Annotated in this window: 16 protein-coding genes and 1 tRNA gene; 13 read left to right on the top strand and 4 right to left on the bottom strand. The window is 61.5% G+C overall.

Annotated elements, in window-relative coordinates; translation table 11 throughout:
• Positions 1–79 precede the first annotated feature (79 nt).
• Complete coding sequence (locus FHT79_RS14045) at positions 80–397, top strand: hypothetical protein (protein ID WP_047614760.1); 318 nt, start codon at positions 80–82, stop codon at positions 395–397.
• A gap of 96 nt (positions 398–493) precedes the next feature.
• On the top strand, positions 494–832 hold the full coding sequence (locus FHT79_RS14040) for a hypothetical protein (protein WP_047614762.1): 339 nt from the start codon (positions 494–496) through the stop codon (positions 830–832).
• Here FHT79_RS14040 and FHT79_RS14035 read toward each other — a convergent pair.
• On the bottom strand, positions 829–1,167 hold the full coding sequence (locus tag FHT79_RS14035; RefSeq protein ID WP_063475442.1) for a KTSC domain-containing protein: 339 nt from the start codon (positions 1,165–1,167) through the stop codon (positions 829–831). The genes FHT79_RS14040 and FHT79_RS14035 overlap by 4 nt on opposite strands.
• Positions 1,168–1,427: 260 nt before the next feature.
• Between FHT79_RS14035 and FHT79_RS14030 the strand changes: the two genes are divergently transcribed.
• Positions 1,428–1,501: transfer RNA gene (locus FHT79_RS14030), tRNA-Cys, on the top strand.
• A gap of 76 nt (positions 1,502–1,577) precedes the next feature.
• Here FHT79_RS14030 and FHT79_RS14025 read toward each other — a convergent pair.
• A complete protein-coding gene (locus FHT79_RS14025; RefSeq protein WP_063475452.1) occupies positions 1,578–1,880 on the bottom strand; it encodes a hypothetical protein in 303 nt (100 codons plus the stop codon).
• 531 nt (positions 1,881–2,411) lie between these two features.
• Here FHT79_RS14025 and FHT79_RS14020 point away from each other — a divergent pair.
• The 6 genes from FHT79_RS14020 to exoR all read left to right on the top strand — a co-directional run bounded on the left by FHT79_RS14020 (position 2,412) and on the right by exoR (position 10,385).
• The gene (locus FHT79_RS14020) at positions 2,412–3,077 is read left to right on the top strand and encodes a protein-L-isoaspartate O-methyltransferase (protein WP_183903479.1); all 666 of its coding nucleotides are present in this window, start codon (positions 2,412–2,414) and stop codon (positions 3,075–3,077) included.
• Positions 3,078–3,353: 276 nt separating this feature from the next.
• A complete protein-coding gene (locus FHT79_RS14015) occupies positions 3,354–4,226 on the top strand; it encodes a DUF2497 domain-containing protein (RefSeq protein WP_183903478.1) in 873 nt (290 codons plus the stop codon).
• Between the two features lie 115 nt (positions 4,227–4,341).
• Entirely contained in the window at positions 4,342–7,185 is a 2,844-nt protein-coding gene (locus FHT79_RS14010) for a valine--tRNA ligase (protein WP_047614767.1), read from the top strand.
• Positions 7,186–7,584: 399 nt separating this feature from the next.
• Positions 7,585–8,862 carry an OmpP1/FadL family transporter gene (locus FHT79_RS14005; RefSeq protein WP_047614769.1) on the top strand — a complete coding sequence of 426 codons (1,278 nt, stop codon included), beginning with the start codon at positions 7,585–7,587 and terminating at the stop codon, positions 8,860–8,862.
• Between the two features lie 229 nt (positions 8,863–9,091).
• Complete coding sequence (locus FHT79_RS14000) at positions 9,092–9,562, top strand: hypothetical protein (protein WP_245434789.1); 471 nt, start codon at positions 9,092–9,094, stop codon at positions 9,560–9,562.
• Positions 9,563–9,581: 19 nt separating this feature from the next.
• Positions 9,582–10,385 carry an exopolysaccharide production regulator ExoR gene (gene exoR / locus FHT79_RS13995; RefSeq protein WP_047614771.1) on the top strand — a complete coding sequence of 268 codons (804 nt, stop codon included), beginning with the start codon at positions 9,582–9,584 and terminating at the stop codon, positions 10,383–10,385.
• Positions 10,386–10,436: 51 nt separating this feature from the next.
• Here exoR and xth read toward each other — a convergent pair whose 3' ends face one another.
• Positions 10,437–11,228 carry an exodeoxyribonuclease III gene (xth, locus tag FHT79_RS13990; RefSeq protein WP_047614772.1) on the bottom strand — a complete coding sequence of 264 codons (792 nt, stop codon included), beginning with the start codon at positions 11,226–11,228 and terminating at the stop codon, positions 10,437–10,439.
• Between the two features lie 124 nt (positions 11,229–11,352).
• Complete coding sequence (erpA, locus tag FHT79_RS13985; protein WP_047614773.1) at positions 11,353–11,685, bottom strand: iron-sulfur cluster insertion protein ErpA; 333 nt, start codon at positions 11,683–11,685, stop codon at positions 11,353–11,355.
• 222 nt (positions 11,686–11,907) lie between these two features.
• On the opposite strand from erpA, the gene FHT79_RS13980 reads away from it, so the two are divergent.
• The 4 genes from FHT79_RS13980 to nagZ all read left to right on the top strand — a co-directional run bounded on the left by FHT79_RS13980 (position 11,908) and on the right by nagZ (position 19,336).
• Positions 11,908–13,125 (top strand): deoxyguanosinetriphosphate triphosphohydrolase, encoded by a 1,218-nt coding sequence (locus FHT79_RS13980; RefSeq protein WP_047614775.1) that lies wholly within the window; start codon positions 11,908–11,910, stop codon positions 13,123–13,125.
• A gap of 65 nt (positions 13,126–13,190) precedes the next feature.
• Positions 13,191–14,948 (top strand): arginine--tRNA ligase, encoded by a 1,758-nt coding sequence (gene argS, locus FHT79_RS13975; protein WP_047614776.1) that lies wholly within the window; start codon positions 13,191–13,193, stop codon positions 14,946–14,948.
• A 61-nt stretch (positions 14,949–15,009) separates the two neighbouring features.
• Positions 15,010–18,210, top strand: coding sequence for an SPOR domain-containing protein (locus tag FHT79_RS13970; RefSeq protein ID WP_183903477.1), 3,201 nt, complete (start codon positions 15,010–15,012; stop codon positions 18,208–18,210).
• Positions 18,211–18,322: 112 nt separating this feature from the next.
• Positions 18,323–19,336, top strand: a complete 1,014-nt coding sequence (gene nagZ / locus FHT79_RS13965) for a beta-N-acetylhexosaminidase (RefSeq protein WP_047615369.1) — start codon at positions 18,323–18,325, stop codon at positions 19,334–19,336.
• Positions 19,337–19,346: the final 10 nt, after the last annotated feature.

The following is a 19,346-nucleotide window of genomic DNA, read 5'->3' as shown; positions in this document are numbered from 1 at the left end:
CTTTCCCGATTTGCCAAGCGGTTTTTTCAAAAAAATGAAATGAACTTGTATTTGGGTTGCCTGCGCCCATCTCTGGGGAATGACAAAAGGGAATGATCGCAGAGAGACGAGGGGCGGCGAAAAGCGCGAGGCGCGGGCAAGGCGCTTCGGCATCGATCATGCCAGCGGCAGGCTTGTGCTCGGCTCCTTCAGCATCGGCTTGCCGCGCTCGCGCATCGCGCGGATGGGGCTCGGCGTAGCTCTCATCTTGTGCGGGTTCCTGGGCTTCCTGCCCATCCTCGGCTTCTGGATGCTGCCGCTTGGCTTCATCGTGCTCTCGCACGATCTGCCGTTTGCGCGCCGGCTTCGGCGTCGGCTGGCGGTCTGGTGGCACCGGCGGGGGAAACCGGCTGGCTGACGGCCGCCCCCGTGAAGGGTTCCGTGGAACGGTGGAGCGCTTTTCGCATTTGTGGTTTATGAAGTGTAAGTGCGCCACAATGGCCTAGGTGACGAAATGAAGCTATTTTTTGTGGTTGTCCTGTCCGCGGCGAGCATGCTCTCCGGCGCTCCCGCCGAGGCCCAGAGTGTCGACAGCGGCGGTTTCGACGCCCGCGGCATCTGCCGCCGGCCCGAAGGCTGCGTGGTCGATCATGGCCAGGGTGGCTATAGCGGACCTCGCAACTATCGCAACTTCAACGGTCGCAACGAGCGCAATGGCGACAATGACCGCGACCGGAACAATCGTCGTTATCGTTCTCAGAACAGAAGCGACAATTTCGCCCCCACAGCCAACCGCCTTGCCGCCGGCCCTGTGATGGAACTGGGCGTGCCGCCTATGCAAATTCGGGTCTAGTTGGATCTGAGTTCGCTTTCCTCGAAAACTCCGCCATGGTCCGGGTCGAGGCTGGTCGCCATCAACAGGCTGCAGGCGGCAAGGAGGAGGACGAGCTTCATGGTGTAAGACGCCACGGAAACCGGTTGCCGACGGCCCTGTGATACGCGAGACGGCGCTATGTAATATCTATAGTAGAAGTGCGGATCATCCGTTTCCAGCAGGTTCTGATAGACGTGCGGCGGGATGTTCGTGTGTTTCATTGGCGCAGAACCGGGAAACTTGACATGGAGATCCCTGGTTTCGCCGTCGTATGTCGCATGCATATGCTTAAATTTGAGGGCAGCCCAATCCATCGCAGCTCCTTACCCTCCCGAGGATAATTGAGGCCCGGACGGCGATCGAAGTCAAGCTGCCAATTTGTTTCAAATGCAATCATTGGCAGAAAATGGGGCATCGCGACGGTCATGGAAATTCCAGCCTGCACCCGTGCCGTTCCGGGATCGAAAAATGCCCTTTTCAGTAGAGGTGGAATGGCGTTTTTCCGAAATGCCCTCTTGCGATTTCCTTACGATCATTCTAAACGCTCGCCACGGCTCAGATAACGAGCGCGTGAGGCCTCGTGGCGGAGTGGTGACGCAGAGGACTGCAAATCCTTGTACCCCGGTTCAATTCCGGGCGAGGCCTCCAACATCTTCCCACATGACAAACCCGTCTGAAATGCGCCCAAACGATGGGCGCTGCATGGGTGCTTCAGGCGCAAATGCTACCAGACCCGCCGGCCAGGCGAAAAATCGAACTGTGACGGATTGATTCCCGTGAGGCGGTAGAGCGCCTTCAGGCCGCCTTTGCGGATTTCCGCCTGATATTGCAGATCGCTCAATTCAGACCGGTCATCGATTTCAGGGCCGGCGCCGAGCAGCCGTCGCATGCCCTGCGGCGAAATGCGGGTGAAACTGCGAATGTCGCCGCTGCTGTATTTGATCAGCAACAGCCGGGCCGCGGCGTTGTAGTGAAGCGCTTCTATACCGCGCGATTGGATCAGGAAGGTTTGCATGCGCGCACCCATAGCGGAAGGTGAGGGCGCCGCAACAAAATGGTTGACGTAACGTTAATGCGCGTGCGGTCGCAAAGGGTTGGAACTGTTGGCAAAATGCGCGCCACCAGCGGTCGCGCCGCTGTTTCAAGAGGAATGGAGCGCATGTCAAAACTGAGTCCGCCGGCGTGAGGTTGCCCCAGACGCCATGCGGGGGAGATCGCCGAGCGCAGTTCAGCGCGCCCTATCGCCTCCAGGTCGTTTCGCCGTCCAGCAGCCCGCAGCAGAATATGCCGACAAGCGCTGCGAGGATGAAGAAATCGAACAGCGTGAAATATTCGAAAATCGCAGACATGGCCTGCTCCTCCCATTTCCTCCGTTGCAGATCATATCATGAAGGGGCAGAAGCTTCCACGCTGGAGTTGCAGCGTCCACTCCGTCTCCTGTGGCGCGGAAGAGGCGTCTGCCGGATTCTTTTCGCCGGCGGCTGCCAAGCCTTGAAAGCATCCGTGGCGGGGATTAAGAGACGAAGGACAGGAACCGCTTTTCAAAGAGCGAGAGGACATGATGGATTTCGAAGCAGCGCGCGTAAAGATGGTCGATACTCAGGTTCGCACCACGGACGTTACCTCCCATTCCGTGCTGATGGCGCTTCTCACGGTGCCGCGTGAGGCTTTCGTGCCTGAGAAAACGAAGCTGCTGGCCTATATCGACAACGATGTCGAAATATCAGCCGCCGCACCGGGAAAGCCGGCCCGATTCCTGATGGAGGCGTCGCCGCTCGCCAAGCTGCTGCAGCTCGCCGCGATCACCAAGGATGATTTCGTCCTCGAAGTCGGTTGCGGCACAGGTTACACCTCGGCGCTGCTGTCGATGGTTGCCGGCTCCGTCATCGCGCTCGAATGCGACGAGACGCTGGCCACCGAGGCGAAGGCCAAGCTTGCCGACTATGCCAAAGTCGAGGTCGTCACCGGCCCGCTCGAAAAAGGTTACGCTGCCGGCGCTCCCTATGATCTGATTTTCGTCAACGGCGCCGTCGAGGAAGTTCCAGCAGCCCTTCTCGGTCAACTGCGCGATGGTGGCCGCCTGATCACGGTCGAGGGTTACGGCAATGCCGCCCGCGCCAAGGTCTTCGTCGCCGAACGCGGCGCGGTTTCGGAAAACGTCTTCTTCAATGCCTCGGTCAAGCCGCTGCCGGGTTTCGCCAAGGCGCGCGAATTCGTTTTCTGACATCGTTCTTGTCGACGAAATTCAACGACGGGCGCCATCGGCGCCCGTTTTTTATGAGCGCCGCTGGAAAGCCTTCACAAACATAATTTATCCTGACGCCGCCACAAAATCACGGCAGGCTTTGCGGGTGGCAAGCATTGGGTAACAAAACTGTGCATGGCCGCATTCATTTGATTCGCGATGATTTTTTTCCCGCCTGGGGTATTCTAAGGTCGTGGTGATTCGGATGAATGCTCCACACCATCCGGTCGTTGTTTTGGAATAACGGGGATAGATATGGCTCAGCCAAGTGTAGCGCGTGAACCGTCCATGGAAGAAATTCTGGCCTCCATCCGCCAGATTATCGAAAGCAATGAGCCCGGCGCCGGCAAGGCGATTTCCCCATCCCTGCCGCCGGTCTACGGCGCCGACGAGGATGAGAACAGCTCCGAAATCCATTTGACGGTCGACGACACCTATGCCGGTGTGGAATTCCCCGAACCGGTCATGCGCTCTTCCGATCCGCGTTTTGTCGCCGCCAATTCGGCCGGCACCCCCGAAGCGGAAGTGCCGGCCCGCGCGCTGTCGCTTGCCGATGTCGCCGCCCGCGTGCGCGCCGCCTCCGAGCGCAGCGCCGTGCAGGCCGGTCAGGCACTGCGCGAAATTCCGAGCGGCTTCCGTCAGCCCGAACCGCAGCCGGCCGCAATACCGGAGCCGCCGCGCGCCGTGGCGCCACAACCCCAACCGCAACCCTCACAGCCCTTTTTCCCGGCTGCCGCAGCGCCTGTTCAGCATGCTCCGATCCAGCAGCCGGCCGAGCCGGTGCTGACGGAAGCGCCTGGGGTGGCCGTCGCCGAGCCGGCGCCTGCCGTCGAAACAGCGCCGCCGGCTATGGAGCCTACTCAGTCGTCGGTCGAGCGTTTCCTGCCGAGCGTTATGGACGAGGTCCAGCCGGCGCTGCTTTCGGAAGATGCCGGCCTGCAGATCAGCCGTTCCTTCGAGGAGCTCGCCGCCGCGATCGACGGTGCTGAACGCCGCTCGCTGGACGAAATCGCCGAGGACATGCTGCGCCCGATGCTGCGCGAATGGCTTGATGACAATTTGCCGACACTGGTCGAGCGGTTGGTGCGCGAAGAAATTGAGCGCGTGGCACGCGGCCCGCGCCGCTGATCGGATTGCTTTTTCCTGAAAAGCCGCTCCGGTCTCCGGGGCGGCTTTTTTATTGACTTGCCCGTGGCCATCCTATTTACAACCTCCATCCTCGAACCTCGAAATTGGTCAGAAAATGCTCGACAAGACCTATGATTCCGCCGCCGTCGAACCAAAAATCGCCGCGAAATGGGATGAGGCGGACGCTTTCCGCGCCGGCGCGAACGCCAAGCCCGGGGCCGAGACCTTCACCATCGTGATCCCGCCGCCGAATGTCACCGGTTCGCTGCATATGGGCCATGCGCTGAACAATACGCTGCAGGATATCCTGGTCCGTTTCGAGCGCATGCGCGGCAAGGACGTGCTCTGGCAGCCGGGCATGGACCATGCCGGCATCGCCACGCAGATGGTCGTCGAGCGCAAGCTGATGGAACAGCAGCTGCCGGGCCGCCGCGACATGGGCCGCGACGCCTTCATCGACAAGGTCTGGGAATGGAAGGCCGAATCGGGCGGACTGATCTTCAACCAGCTGAAACGTCTGGGTGCATCCTGCGACTGGTCGCGCGAACGTTTCACCATGGACGAGGGCCTGTCGAAGGCCGTTCTCGAGGTTTTCGTCACGCTCTACAAGGAAGGGCTGATCTACAAGGACAAGCGTCTGGTCAACTGGGATCCGAAGCTCCTGACGGCGATCTCCGACCTTGAAGTCGAACAGCACGAGATCAAGGGCAATCTCTGGCATCTTCGTTATCCGCTGGAGCCGGGCGTTACCTACCAGTACCCGATCGCTTTCGACGAGGAAGGCAAGCCGACCGAATGGGAAACGCGCGACTATATGGTCGTTGCGACCACGCGACCGGAGACGATGCTGGGTGATACCGGTGTTGCCGTCAATCCGGAGGACGAGCGTTACAAGTCGATCATCGGCAAGCACGTCATCTTGCCGATCGTCGGCCGCCGCATTCCGGTCGTTGCTGACGGCTACGCCGATCCGACCGCCGGTACCGGTGCCGTCAAGATCACGCCTGCGCATGACTTCAACGACTTCGACGTCGGCAAACGGGCTGGCCTGCGCGCGATCAACATCCTGAATATCGACGGCACGATCACCATCAAGGACAATGAGGATTTTCTCGAAGGCCTCGACAATCCGGCGGCGCTGCATGGCGCCTGGGATCGCCTGGAAGGGCAGGACCGTTTCTATGCGCGCAAGGTCATCGTCGAGATTTTCGAAGAGGCCGGCCTTCTCGACAAGATCGAGCCACACAAGCACATGGTCCCGCATGGCGACCGCGGCGGCGTGCCGATCGAGCCGCGGCTGACCGAACAATGGTATGTCGATGCCAAGACGCTCGCCGAGCCGGCGATCGCCTCGGTCCGCGAAGGCCGCACCAGGATGGTGCCGAAGAGCTGGGACAAGACCTATTACGAATGGATGGAAAACATCCAGCCCTGGTGCGTCTCCCGTCAGCTCTGGTGGGGTCACCAGATTCCCGCTTGGTATGGCCCGGACGGCCAGGTCTTCGTCGAAAAGACCGAGGAAGAGGCGCTGCAGGCGGCGATCCAGCATTACCTCTCGCATGAGGGGCCGATGAAGGCCTATGTCGAGGACCTGCTCGAAAACTTCAAGCCGGGCGAGATCCTGACGCGGGACGAGGACGTGCTCGACACATGGTTCTCCTCCGCGCTCTGGCCCTTCTCGACGCTCGGCTGGCCGGACGAGACGCCGGAGCTGGCACGTTATTACCCGACCAACGTTCTCGTCACCGGTTTCGACATCATCTTCTTCTGGGTCGCCCGCATGATGATGATGGGCCTGCACTTCATGAAGGACGAGGACGGGCAGCCCGTCGAGCCCTTCCAGACCGTCTATGTCCACGCGCTGGTGCGCGACAAGAACGGGCAGAAGATGTCGAAGTCGAAGGGCAACGTCATCGATCCCCTGGAACTGATCGACGAATACGGCGCCGACGCGCTGCGCTTCACCTTGGCGATCATGGCCGCGCAGGGCCGCGACGTGAAACTCGATCCGGCCCGCATCGCCGGCTACCGTAATTTCGGCACCAAGCTCTGGAACGCCACGCGTTTTGCCGAGATGAACGGGGCGAAGAGCGATCCGCATTTCGTGCCGGAGGCGGCCGAGCTCACCATCAACCGCTGGATCCTGACGGAACTTGCCCGTACGGAACGTGACGTTACGGAAGCACTCGAAGCCTTCCGCTTCAACGATGCCGCCGGTGCGCTCTATCGCTTCGTCTGGAACGAGGTCTGCGACTGGTATCTCGAACTCTTGAAGCCGGTCTTCAACGGCGAGGACGAGGGCGCCAAGGCTGAAGCCCAGGCCTGCAGCGCCTATATTCTCGAAGAGATCTACAAGCTGCTGCATCCCTTCATGCCCTTCATGACCGAAGAGCTTTGGGCCCATACCGCAGGCGATGGCAAAGAGCGCGACACACTGGTCTGCCACGCCGAATGGCCTGCGCCCTCCTATGCCGACGACGGCGCCGCCGACGAGATCAACTGGCTGATCGACCTCGTCTCCGGCATCCGCTCGGTGCGCGCTGAAATGAACGTGCCGCCGTCGGCGACAGCCCCGCTCGTCGTCGTCAAGGCCAACAGCCTGACGCGTGAAAGGCTGTTCCGCCACGACGCGGCCATCAAGCGGCTTGCGCGCGTCGAGGCGATATCGCTGGCGGAGGACGCGCCGAAGGGTGCCGCACAGATCGTTGTCGCCGAGGCCACCATCTGCCTGCCGCTCGGCAAGCTGATCGACCTTTCCGCCGAAAAGGCTCGGCTCGAAAAGGCGATTGCCAAGATGGAAGGCGAGATCTCCCGGATCGACGGCAAGCTCTCCAACGAGAAGTTCGTCGCCAATGCCAATCCCGAAGTGGTCGAGGCCGAACGCGAGCGCCTTGAGGAACTGAAGGGTCAGATCGGCAGCCTGACGACCGCTCTTTCCAGGGTGAGCGAAGCCGGGTAAATTTCCCCGACCCATTTTGGTAAGTTATTTCAAAGACGCGCCCTCTGCGGGGTGCGTCTTTTTTACTGCTGCCTCATGCGATTCGGTCCCGAACCAGCAGATTTTAGGCGTCTCAGCCTGTGGATTGTTGTCGTACAAGGGGCCTACCGGCGAAAAGTGCCACTGTTGTCGGATTGATACAGCTTCTGCAATGTTTGGAATGAAAACCCAAAAGTACCGCTGAAATGCCGCCAAGTTCGAAAAAAATTTTATTAACCAGATTTTTTGACGTGTCCGTCAATTTCTTTACGTAAATTAGCCACTGCAATGGCCGGGAGCGCCGCTGCGGGGCGCGTTGCCATATCACGCGAACACTTACTAGAGTGGGGTCACATCAATTGCTGGAGTGGGGGAGACACAATGGCATCTCGTAGGTTTTCCAAGGGCATAACATCGCTCGTTCTTTTTTCGTCGCTTGCATCGCCATCCTTTGCCGGCGGTCTGGAGCGCGGCGGATACAATATCGACCTTCTCTTCGACAATTCGCGGTTTGCCGTGCAGTCCGGTGCGACCTATGTCATGCCGCAGCGTAAGCTGAAGAACGTCAAGGACACCGATCCCACCGATGGCCTCGGCACCAACGGCATCGGCGGCGGTTCGACCACGGCGGATGATACCGAGGATTACTGGGTCCCCTATCTCGGCGTGAAGGTTGGTCTCGGCGACTCGATCGACTGCATGGGCGATTTTTCGACACCCTTCGGCGCACACACCAATCCCGGCGCTGACTGGCTTGGCGTCAACGACAATATCGAAACCAAGATCAGCACCCGCAATTACGGCGCCACCTGCTCCTATCGTTTCGATATGGGTCCCGGCCAGCTTCGCCTGATCGGCGGCGGATTCTATCAGACGGTCGAAGGTTTCAAGACACGCCTCGTGGCGCCGATCACCACAATGCCGGCCGCGCTGATCTATGACGGCACCGGTCGTCTGGATCTTGCCGACCAGGCTATGGGATGGCGGGCGGGCATCGCCTACGAAATCGAGGAATATGCCTTCCGCGCCAGCCTGGTCTACAACAGCAAGGTCAAGTATGACGATCTCACCGGCACGGTCGACCTGACCGAGGTGCCGAAGGCCGCCAATCCCAAAAATCCCTACCTCGGTGTCGTGACGCCGGTCTATGGGGAGGCCGAGGCGCCGGATTCCGTTGAGCTCAAACTTCAGAGCGGCATTGCGCCCGACTGGCTCGCCTTCGGGTCGGTCAAGTGGACGAACTGGAGCGTGCTGCAGTCGATCGCCTTCTGCCCGAAGGCCACCAAGGGCGTCGTCGCCTGCTCCGCCAGCAGCCAGCTCACCTCGCTCGATCTCTTCTACCGCGACGGCTGGACGGTCAGCGGCGGCGTCGGCCACAAGTTCAACGACCAATGGTCCGGTGCCCTCAGCCTGACCTGGGATCGCGGCACGAGCCAGGGCTACGGCGCCCAGACCGATACATGGACGCTCGGTGCAGGTGTCGCCTATACGCCGGTCGAGAATGTCGAGTGGCGTCTGGCCGGCGCGCTCGGCATCATGACGGGCGGGGATTCCGGTACCTACGTCTATAATGGCCGGACCTATGGCAACGACGTCTCCTATTCCTTCGGCGACGATCTGGTCGCGGCTCTTTCCACCAGCGTAAAGGTCAAGTTCTGATCCTGCGATCCAAGTAAAAGTGTTAAAGCCCGGCAGTTTGCCGGGCTTTTCTTTGGGCGGTCGGCAAGACAAATCGACGTTCCAATTTGTGACGATTCAGCAACACTTTTTTACGACGATTGGCGTAAGGTGGCGGCGGGGCGAATTTGTCCATTTCCCGCCACAAAGAGGGCGCAGCGCTATTTGCAGGCGAGGAGATGGCAGGCTTACGGTGCGTGTAAATAGTAGCATGGGTCGATTTTTTTCCGGTAACACCAGATCGTACGGCGCGATTGGCGATAGTCGTTTGATTGCGGTCGTTTCGCTTTCCGAACAAGGCTGTTCCGGCCGCCAATCCGGCCTTGCGATGACGTCGCCGATCCATCCATTGTCGTCGTTTTCGACCCGTTCGGATGAGCAGCCTAGCTTTGCCGGAGACGTCGATACCGCTTTCGTCACATTTGCTGTTTACGAATGCGATGAGGCGGGAAGGCGGATGCCGCACCTGCCGAAAGAATGCCACGGAGATTGCAGTCGGGGCCATGCCGGGAGCCGGGTGGTTCTGAATGATGGGCTGAGAATAGCGCCTTTGAGAAAAGGCCACTGGGCTGGATGCGACGCGGGTAAGGGAGCCATTGAGCTCGCCGCGGGATCGCTCGCCTCGAAGGAATACATCCGCGGGATGCAGGGCGCGAGCGCCGTTGCCGCCTGCCTGAGATGAACGAAAGAAATCGGTTTAAATGGTGACGTCCGAGTTCAAACTGTTCAAATTCATGCTGATGGGCATGTCGATAGCCGTCGCGCTGGCGCTGTCCGGTCCGTGCCGCGCATTCGATATCAAAGGCGGCGTCAGCAAGGAATCCGGACCCTTCGACCTCTTCAAGTTCGGCTTCAAGGCCTACAAGAACGGCCAGAAGGAAGAGGCGGTGGAAGCCTATAGATACGCCGCCGAAAAGGGGCACACCGGCTCGCGCTGGGCGCTTGCCAACATGTATGCCGATGGCGACGGCGTCACCCAGGATGATTTCGAAGCCTTCAAGATCTATAGCGAGATCGCCCAGCAGGGCGTCGAGCCCGGTTCGGAAGATACCGGCTTCTTCGTCAACGCGCTGCTCTCGCTCGCCAACTATTACAAGCACGGCATTGCCGGCAGCCCGGTCAGGATCGACCTCAGCCAGGCACGCCAACTTTATTTCCAGGTGGCCTCCACCTTTGGCGTCCCCGAAGCGCAGTTCCAACTGGCGCAGATGATGCTCGCCGGCGAGGGCGGCAATGCCAGCCCGCAGCAGGCGAAGAAATGGTTGAACCAGGCCCGCAAGAGCGGCCATCCCGGCGCCATGGCGGTCTTCGGCAATATCCTGTTCGACGAAGGCCAGACGGCCCGTGGTCTGGCGCTGATGACGGCGGCACTCGACCGCTGCAAGCCCAAGGACTGTGGCTGGATGGAAGCGTTGCAGGAGCAGGCCTTCTCTGTTGCGAACGAGGCCGACCGCCGCACGGCGGTATCCCTCTCGCACAGCATCGCGACCGGTTCCGACGACTAGAGGAGTGCCGTGCATCCTTTCGGACCCACGGCACGGTAAGGCGGAAAAGCCTCAGCCTGCAAAATCGAAATAGGCGATAACAGGCACGTGGTCGGACGGCTTTTCCCAAGCCCGCACATGTTTCTCGATCGCGGCCGACGTCATCCGGTCGGCGGCTTCCGGCGACAGCATCAGATGGTCGATGCGGATGCCGTTGTTCTTCGGCCAGGCGCCGGCCTGATAATCCCAGAAGGAATAGAACTGCGTCGCATCCGTCGTCGCGCGCACCGCATCCGTCAGCCCGAGATTTTCGAGCCGGCGGAACGCCGCCCGCGTCTGCGGCAGAAACAGCGCATCGTTTTCCCAGACCTTGGGATCGAAGCAGTCGTGCGGTTCCGGGATGACATTGTAATCGCCGGCAAGGACCAGCATCTCCTCATAGGCCAGCCGTTCGGCGGCGAACGCCCGCAGGCGCTCCATCCAGGCGAGCTTGTAGGGATATTTCTCCGTGTCGACGGGATTGCCGTTCGGCAGGTAGAGGCAGCAGACACGCAGGATGCGCGTGTCGGGGAGCGTGAACACGGCTTCGAGGAAACGCGCCTGTTCGTCCAGCGGGTCGCCGGGTAGGCCGCGGTTCACTTCGAAAGGGGAACTCTTGGAGAGGATCGCCACGCCGTTGAAGCCCTTCTGGCCGTGCGTCTCGACGTGATAGCCGAGCGCCTCGATCTCCAGCCGCGGAAACCCTTCGTCGACGGTTTTGATTTCCTGCAGGCAGACGATATCGGGATCGGAATCCTTGAGCCATTGCGTGAGATTGTCGATGCGCGCCTTAACGCCGTTGATGTTCCAGGTCGCGATCTTCATGGCTCTGTCCCGTTAGCTTCGTGCGCTTCTTTTATCGCGGTATTTCACCAGGGGACAAGACGATAAACCGGCCGGAAATAACTCTTCGGCCGGTTCGTTGGGGAGAAGGCCGTGCGTTCAGAAGTCAGATCGAGAAGCTGGTGCCACAGCCGCAGCTTGCCACCGCGTTCGGGTTCTTGATCTGGAAGGATTGGCCAAGCAGATTGTCGACGAAGTCGATCTCCGAGCCTGCCATATAGACGAGCGACAGGCTGTCGATCAGCACCTTGGCATCGTTCTTTTCGACGACGATGTCGTCGTCGCCGGCGCCGTCGGCAAGATCGAACTTGTAGGAAAAGCCCGAACAGCCGCCGCCTTCGACGGAAACGCGCAACGCGCTCTTGCCGGCTTCGGCGCCGACGATCGCAGCGATACGCTTTGCCGCGGCATCTGAAAGGGTTACACTCGTATCCGTCATGTTTCCTCCTGCCGGGGTCAAGATCCGGAGAGAATGGGTTTTGGCACTGAAATGTTCAAATGCCTGATATCAAAGAAACTTACCATAATCCTGGCGAAAAGGCGATGATACGCCGATGCGGTTGAGAAAGCGCCTCTTTGCCGTTTTATCGGGCTATAGGTATGAAGGGCGAAGAGCGGCGTCAATGGGCAGATGCGGCAACATGCAGGATGACGGTGAAGAATGACGATCGATACGCGTGCTTTGGGTTTCGGCAGCAGTGAGAGGGCGGTCTATGCGGCCGACCCCTGGACGAGCCGCGGACGACTCTATCAGGAAGACGGAAGCCCGACGCGCTCCGATTTCCAGCGCGACCGCGACCGCATCGTCCACACCACCGCCTTTCGCCGGCTGAAGCACAAGACGCAGGTCTTCATCGCCCAGGATGGCGATCATTACCGCACCCGGCTGACCCATACGATCGAGGTGGCGCAGATCGCCCGCGCGCTCGCCCGCGCCCTGAAGCTCGACGAGGATCTGGCCGAAGGCGTCGCCCTCGTCCACGATTTCGGTCACACGCCCTTCGGTCACACCGGCGAGGACGCGCTGCACGAGGTGCTGCTGCCCTATGGCGGCTTCGACCACAATGCACAATCGCTGCGCATCGTGACCAAGCTGGAGAGGCGTTATGCCGAATTTGACGGCATCAACCTGACATGGGAAAGCCTCGAAGGTCTCGTCAAGCACAATGGTCCGCTTCTGACGCCGGATGGCGTCGGCACGCGCGGCCCCGTTCCCCAGCCGATCCTCGATTATTGCGAGCTGCACGATCTCGAGCTTGCAAGCTATGCCAGCCTCGAGGCCCAGGTCGCGGCGATCGCCGACGACATCGCCTATAATACCCACGATATCGATGACGGCCTGCGTTCCGGTTACCTGACTTTCGAGATGCTGGAGGAAATCCCATTTCTCGCCGGGCTGATGGCCGAGGTGAGGGAGCGATATCCGCATCTGGAGCCGAGCCGCTTCACCCATGAAATCATGCGCCGCCAGATCACCCGCATGGTCGAAGACGTCATCGGCGTCGCGCAGGCGCGTCTTTCCCTCCTTCGCCCCGAGAGCGCCGGCGACATCCGCGGCGCCGGTCAGGTGATCGCCACCTTTTCCGAGGCGATGGCCGAGACCGACCGGCAGATCAAGGCGATGCTCTTCAAACGCATCTACCGCAATGCCGATATCATGCGCATCCGCGCCGGCGCGGCAAAGATCGTCACCGATCTGTTTGGCGCCTACATGGCCAATCCCAAGGAGATGCAGAGCCATTACTGGGTCGATCATATCGCCGGCCTGTCCGATGCGCCGAAGGCCCGCCATGTCGGCGATTATCTCGCCGGTATGACCGACACCTATGCGATCAGCGCCCACAGGCGGTTGTTTGACCACACTCCGGATTTGCGATAGGCAGCGGTCGCCCACGCCGAGGCCCGATTTGAGCCTTTGGCACAGCCTATGCATGGAAGAGTGCGATGAACCTTTTTACCGACTTCGAAGCCAGGATCAAAACCGCCCTTGAACAGATCGATCTGGTCAGGGAAAAGCGATCTGAGCTCGATTTCGGCCGCATCACCGTCGAGCCGCCGCGTGACGCGAGCCATGGCGATGTCGCGACCAATGCCGCGATGGTGCTGGCAAAACCGCTCGGAACCAATCCGCGCGCGCTGGCCGATGTCATCATCGCCAAGCTGAAAGAGGATGCCGACGTCGCCGATGTCTCGGTTGCCGGCCCCGGTTTCATCAACATCCGTCTCGCCGTCGGCTACTGGCAGCGGCTGCTCGCCTCGATCATCGGCGCCGGCACCGATTACGGCCGCTCGACGCTGGGTGAGGGCAGGAAGGTCAACGTCGAATATGTCTCGGCCAATCCGACCGGCCCGATGCATGTCGGCCATTGCCGTGGCGCCGTCGTCGGCGACGCGCTTGCCAACCTGCTGGCTTTTGCCGGTTACGGCGTCGAGAAGGAATATTACATCAACGATGCCGGCTCGCAGATCGATGTGCTCGCCCGCTCCGTTTTCCTGCGTTATCGCGAAGCGCTCGGCGAAAAAATCGGCGAAATCCCTTCGGGTCTCTATCCCGGCGACTATCTCGTGCCCGTTGGCCAGTCGCTTGCCGCCGATTACGGCGTGCGGCTGCACAACATGCCGGAAGAGCAATGGATGCCGATCGTCAAGGACCGCACCATCGATGCGATGATGGTGATGATCCGCGACGATCTCGCGGCGCTGAACGTCCATCACGACGTCTTCTTCTCCGAGCGCACCCTGCATGCCAATGGGGCCGCGGCGATCCGCACGGCGATCAACGACCTGACCTTCAAGGGCTATGTTTACAAGGGCACGCTGCCGCCGCCGAAGGGCCAGCTTCCCGAGGATTGGGAGGATCGCGAACAGACATTGTTCCGCTCCACCGAAGTGGGTGACGATATCGACCGGCCGCTGATCAAGTCGGACGGCGCCTACACCTATTTCGCCGCCGACGTGGCCTACTTCAAGAACAAGTTCGACCGTGGTTTCGACGAGATGATCTATGTGCTCGGCGCCGATCATGGCGGCTACGTCAAGCGCCTGGAAGCGGTTGCACGCGGCGTTTCGGATGGTAAGGCGAAGCTGACGGTGCTGCTTTGCCAGCTCGTCAAGCTCTATCGAAACGGCGAGCCGGTGAAGATGTCGAAACGCTCCGGCGATTTCGTCACGCTTCGGGACGTCGTCGAGGAAGTCGGTCGTGATTCGGTCCGCTTCATGATGCTCTACCGCAAGAATTCCGAGCCGCTCGACTTCGATTTCGCCAAAGTGACCGAACAATCGAAAGATAATCCTGTTTTTTACGTGCAGTATGCGCATGCCCGCTGCATGTCGGTCTTCCGGCAGGCGAGGGAGGCTTTTCCCGGCCTCGAAGTTTCGCCCGAGGATCTCGCGAAAACCGTTGCTGGCATTGGTGATCCGGCCGAATTGCAGCTTGTCGCCAAGCTCGCCGAATTCCCGCGGATCGTCGAGGCGGCCGCCCAGTCGCAGGAGCCGCATCGCATCGCTTTTTACCTCTACGACGTCGCAAGTTCGTTCCACGCGCACTGGAACAAAGGTAAAGATCAGCCGGAATTACGATTTGTTAATGATAAAAACCGAGAATCAAGTATTGCCAGACTTGGGCTGGTGTACGCCGTCGCGTCGGTTTTGAAGTCGGGACTTGCCATTACAGGCACTGCCGCACCGGACGAAATGCGATAACGTCACCATTTCCCCACAATGCGCTGGCATTTGAGCGTTGGCGTTTGCGAGTGGGATAGGCATGGCTGATAAACAACTTGCGTATGATACGCGCGGAAAAGACGATCTGTTTGCCGACGACGATCCGTTGGCCGAACTTGCCCGTATCGTCGGCTTCGAGCCGCGTGTTGCAGCGAATACGATGACCGAGGCGGCTCGGCGCGAGCCGGCCCTCGATCTCGAGGAAGAGCTTGGGCGCGAGTTCGACCGATACGATTCGCCACGTCCGCTCGCAGAGCTCGACCGGCCCGCCGAGCCGATCTCTGACGACCTGCCTGAAGATTACGTCGAGCCCGTTCTCGATGTTTCTCCCGCTGACGAACGTGCGGAGGCTGCTGAGCCGGTGTCCGTCGCTCCCGATGATGCTGACGAAGACGTGACTTTGGCCGTGGAGAATCAGGACACGCCCGCCGCCGACTGGGCGGAGCAGCTTTCCCCTGAGCCCGCTCCCGAAGCGTCGGTGCAGTCGGTCTTCGGCGGTGCGCGCGACCTCATCGAGGAGCTTGAGCTGTCGATCGGTGCAGCACCGGTCTCTTCGCTGCCGCAACCCGCCAAGGCGCCGCAATGGTCGGCTGCCAGCATCAGGCTGCCGCTCGCCAATTTCCATGCCGCGAAGCGCGAGGAGCCGGTTGTTGCGCCGGCGCCTGTGGCCGAAACGGTCGCAGCACCGGTCGCTGAAGCGCCGTCGGTCGATCTTCCTGCGGTCGAGCTGCAATCTGTGATCGAGCCGCCGGCGCCTGTCGCCGCTGTCGAGCCCTCCGAGGAATTCGAATCCGCTTCGCCGTCGCTTGGCTTCCCCGCCGAACTCGATCGCCATGATGAGGTCATCGTGTCGGAAGAGGCTGCCGAAGCCGAGGAATTCGTCGAAATCGAAGACGGGCTGGAGGATCTCCGCTCCGACGCCGGTTTCGATCTCATTGCCGCGGCCGTCGATGGCGAGATCCAGGCCGATGCGGCGCTGACCGAGGTCGTGCCGGAGGTTCCACACACCGCCGGCACCTTCGATCTCGACGATCTGCTGGCCGACGTCTCGCGTTATCCGGTGCCGCAACGCGCCAATCCGGCGCCCGTTTCGCCGCAACCCGCATCGATCGAGGCGGCACCCGTTCCTGCCGTCCCGGTGGCCGCAGCACCTGTTCAGCCCGAGGTGATCGCGCCCGCACCGGTCGCCGCAGCATTCGTCCGACCTGCTCCGATCGAGCCTGCTCCGGTCTATGCTGCCGAAGCCGCACGGCCTGTCGCGCCGCAACTTGCCGAAGTTGTTGCGCCGCAGCCTGCTGTAACGGCATATTCGCAGGCGCCGCAGCCCGTACCGGAAGCCGACGATCCCTTCGCCGGCCATGATTTCGAACTGGATCTTGCCGGCATCGAACTGGAACTCGCCGATCTCGATTTCTCCGAGCAGATCGAGCCTGCGCCGCAGCCGATAACCCCTGCGCCGCAGCAGGTCGCCGCCGTCGCTCCGCGGCCGGCTCCCGTTTTTGCGCCTGAGCCGCCAGCTCCTGCTCCCCAGCAGGATGCCGCCGCCTCGGTGCGGCCCGCTCCGGCCGCCGTTTCTGAGCCGCAGGCGCCAGCTCCGGCGTCGGCTTTCAACTGGGCGGCGCCTGTCGCCGAATCCACCGAAGACTTGCCTTTCGATCCGGCGATGATCTCCGATCCGGAGGATCGTCCCGAGACCGTCGACGATATGCATGTGCCGGCGCTGCCGCCGGTGGAGCAGCCTGCGCCGGTCGCAAAAACTGCGGATTTCGATTTCGATCTCGACGCAGAGATCGCCAGCTTCTTTGAGCCGGCCAAGCCGCGGGAAACCCCGGCGCCGGTCCGGGATACGGCTGCTGCCGCGGCAAAGCCGGTCAAGCCCACCATCGCCGATGGCCTCGATGATTTCGAACGGGCGCTGGAGGAGGATTTCCGCCGCAGCGTGCGCGAACCGGTCGAGCGCCGTGAAACCTCCGAAGTCCGTATCGAATCGGCAAGCCAGGCCGCTGATTTCAGCCGCGCCCGGTCGATGCGCCGGCTGCTGGCCGGGGCTGTCGTGCTCGTCGTTTTTGCCGGCGTTGGTTATGGCGTCTATTCCTCCGTCTGGAACGGCGAGGGGCTCGGCATTGTTGCAACCGGCGAGCCGCGCGTGATCACCGCCGACAAGGAGCCGGTCAAGGTCGTTCCGGAAAATCCGGGCGGCAAGACCGTGCCGAACCAGGATAAGGCTGTCTACGACCGCGTCGCGGGTTCTGCCGAGGAGCCGAAGCAGAAGGCGCTCGTTTCTTCCGACGAGGCGCCCGTCGATGTCGTCCAGCGTACCCTGACACCGGAAGCGCTGCCTGAGGACGACGAGAACGCCAATGCCGGTGATCAGGTCACGCCGACCGCGGTCGGTGAGACGCAGGATCCGCGTCTGCTGCCCAACCAGGACAATGCCGACAACGCTTCGGCAACCGATGCCGACAAGGCGCCGTCCGTTTCGCCGCGCAAGGTCCGCACGATGATCGTCAAGCCTGACGGCACCTTGGTCGCACGCGAGGAGCCGGCGCCCGCCGACCAGCCGACACAGGCGGCGCAGTCTGCCCAGCCGACGCAGTCGGCTCTGCCGCCGTTGACGGCCCAGACGACGCCATCGACCCCGACTGCGCCTCCGGTCGCCGGAACGGCCGCAAGTTTCCCGGCAAGCGCCGAGGTTGCTTCCGCCGATGCTCGTTCTGCAGCACCTGCTGAAACCGCGCCGGCTGAGCCGCCGCTTGCAGGCAGCGCCGACGCGCAGGCCGCAAATCCCGCCCCGGTCGAGCCGCCGGTGCGCCCGGTCAAGACCTCGGCGATTGCCGATACCGCTCCGATCCCGACCGCCCGTCCGGTCGACCAGCCCGTCAACGTCGTCGGCACCGTGACCGAGAAGGGCAATGTCCGGCCGCCTGCACAGCAGACGACGGCTGAGGTCGCGGCCGCAGCACCGGTTGCCGCAAAGCCGCAGCAGGCTGCGTCCGCCGGCGGCTACGGCATCCAGATCGCCTCGCTGCCGTCGGAAGACGAGGCGAACAAATCCTATGCCAACCTGTCGAAGAAATTCGCCGGTGTGCTTGGCCGCCGTAGCCATGAGATCCGCAGGGCCGATATCGCCGGCAAGGGCACGTTCTACCGTGTTCGCATTCCGGCCGGTTCCAAGGACGAGGCGGCTGCGCTCTGCGAACAGTATCGCGCCGCGGGCGGAAGCTGCCTGATCTCCAAGTAAGAATCAGGCTCATTGATATCGGAAGCGGCGGACCGGATTGGTCCGCCGCTCTTTTTTGTGCATCGCGCTGGACCTTGCTCGCATTTGGCCGGGCGCCGTCTATGATTCTCACATGACCGAATCAAAAGCGATGATCCTTGGCTGCAGCGGCCTTGCCCTCACATCCGAAGAAAAGGCCTTTTACCGGGGCGAACGGCCCTGGGGCTTCATCCTCTTCGGGCGCAACATCTCCGAAGCCCGGCAGATCACCGATCTCGTCGCCGATCTGCGCGAAAGCGTCGGCTGGCATGCGCCGGTGCTGATCGACCAGGAAGGCGGCCGCGTCCAGCGCATCCGCCCGCCCATTCTGGCGCGTTATCCTTCCGGCCAGGCGCTCGGCGATCTTTATCGCCGCGACCCGGCGCTTGGCCTGCGGGCCGCATGGCTGATGTCGCGGCTGCATGCCTTCGACCTTTCGAGCCTCGGCATCGATGTCGATTGCCTGCCGGTGCTCGACGTGCCGGTGGAGGGCAGCAGCAACGTCATCGGCGACCGCGCCTATGGCGGCGATCCCGACACCGTCATCGCCATGGGCCGGGCGGCTGCCGAAGGCCTGAAGGCCGGCGGCCTGTTGCCTGTGATGAAGCATATGCCCGGCCACGGCCGCGGTTTCGCGGATTCACATCTGGAACTGCCTGTCGTCACCGTTTCGCGTGATGAGCTGGAGACCCACGATTTCCCGCCCTTTATCGCGATGAAGGACGAGTTGATGGCGATGACCTGTCACCTCGTCTTCACTGCCATCGACCCGGACAATCCGGCGACGACCTCGCGCAAGGTGATCGACGGCATCATCCGTCAGCATATCGGCTTTACCGGTCTGCTGCTCTCCGACGACAGCTCGATGAACGCTCTTTCCGGTACGATCGGTGAGCGTGCGGCGAATATCATTGCAGGCGGATGCGATATCGTGCTGCATTGCAATGGCGATATGGACGAGATGCGGGATGTCGTGGCAAATGTTCCGCCGCTCGCCGGCATCTCGCTTGCCCGCGCAAAAGCGGTGGAAGCAGGCTTCGCGGCGCCGGATAGATCCGACGAAGCGGAATTGAGGGTGGAATTCGAGGCGATGTTTGCGACGGTCTGATCGTAAGGGA

The sequence above is a fragment of the Rhizobium sp. BK212 genome, from assembly GCF_014197475.1.
In the GTDB taxonomy this organism is placed as follows: Bacteria; Pseudomonadota; Alphaproteobacteria; order Rhizobiales; family Rhizobiaceae; genus Rhizobium; species Rhizobium anhuiense.
The sequence above is the reverse complement of the archived record's forward strand: the minus strand, read 5'-3'. Positions and strand labels throughout refer to the sequence as shown.

Coding starts and splice junctions, on each gene's coding strand:
- FHT79_RS14045 (WP_047614760.1), top strand. CDS start 80: ATGACAAAAGGGAATGATCGCAGAGAGACGAGGGGCGGCGAAAAGCGC.
- FHT79_RS14040 (WP_047614762.1), top strand. CDS start 494: ATGAAGCTATTTTTTGTGGTTGTCCTGTCCGCGGCGAGCATGCTCTCC.
- FHT79_RS14035 (WP_063475442.1), bottom strand. CDS start 1,167: ATGGATTGGGCTGCCCTCAAATTTAAGCATATGCATGCGACATACGAC.
- FHT79_RS14025 (WP_063475452.1), bottom strand. CDS start 1,880: ATGGGTGCGCGCATGCAAACCTTCCTGATCCAATCGCGCGGTATAGAA.
- FHT79_RS14020 (WP_183903479.1), top strand. CDS start 2,412: ATGATGGATTTCGAAGCAGCGCGCGTAAAGATGGTCGATACTCAGGTT.
- FHT79_RS14015 (WP_183903478.1), top strand. CDS start 3,354: ATGGCTCAGCCAAGTGTAGCGCGTGAACCGTCCATGGAAGAAATTCTG.
- FHT79_RS14010 (WP_047614767.1), top strand. CDS start 4,342: ATGCTCGACAAGACCTATGATTCCGCCGCCGTCGAACCAAAAATCGCC.
- FHT79_RS14005 (WP_047614769.1), top strand. CDS start 7,585: ATGGCATCTCGTAGGTTTTCCAAGGGCATAACATCGCTCGTTCTTTTT.
- FHT79_RS14000 (WP_245434789.1), top strand. CDS start 9,092: ATGGGTCGATTTTTTTCCGGTAACACCAGATCGTACGGCGCGATTGGC.
- exoR (WP_047614771.1), top strand. CDS start 9,582: ATGGTGACGTCCGAGTTCAAACTGTTCAAATTCATGCTGATGGGCATG.
- xth (WP_047614772.1), bottom strand. CDS start 11,228: ATGAAGATCGCGACCTGGAACATCAACGGCGTTAAGGCGCGCATCGAC.
- erpA (WP_047614773.1), bottom strand. CDS start 11,685: ATGACGGATACGAGTGTAACCCTTTCAGATGCCGCGGCAAAGCGTATC.
- FHT79_RS13980 (WP_047614775.1), top strand. CDS start 11,908: ATGACGATCGATACGCGTGCTTTGGGTTTCGGCAGCAGTGAGAGGGCG.
- argS (WP_047614776.1), top strand. CDS start 13,191: ATGAACCTTTTTACCGACTTCGAAGCCAGGATCAAAACCGCCCTTGAA.
- FHT79_RS13970 (WP_183903477.1), top strand. CDS start 15,010: ATGGCTGATAAACAACTTGCGTATGATACGCGCGGAAAAGACGATCTG.
- nagZ (WP_047615369.1), top strand. CDS start 18,323: ATGACCGAATCAAAAGCGATGATCCTTGGCTGCAGCGGCCTTGCCCTC.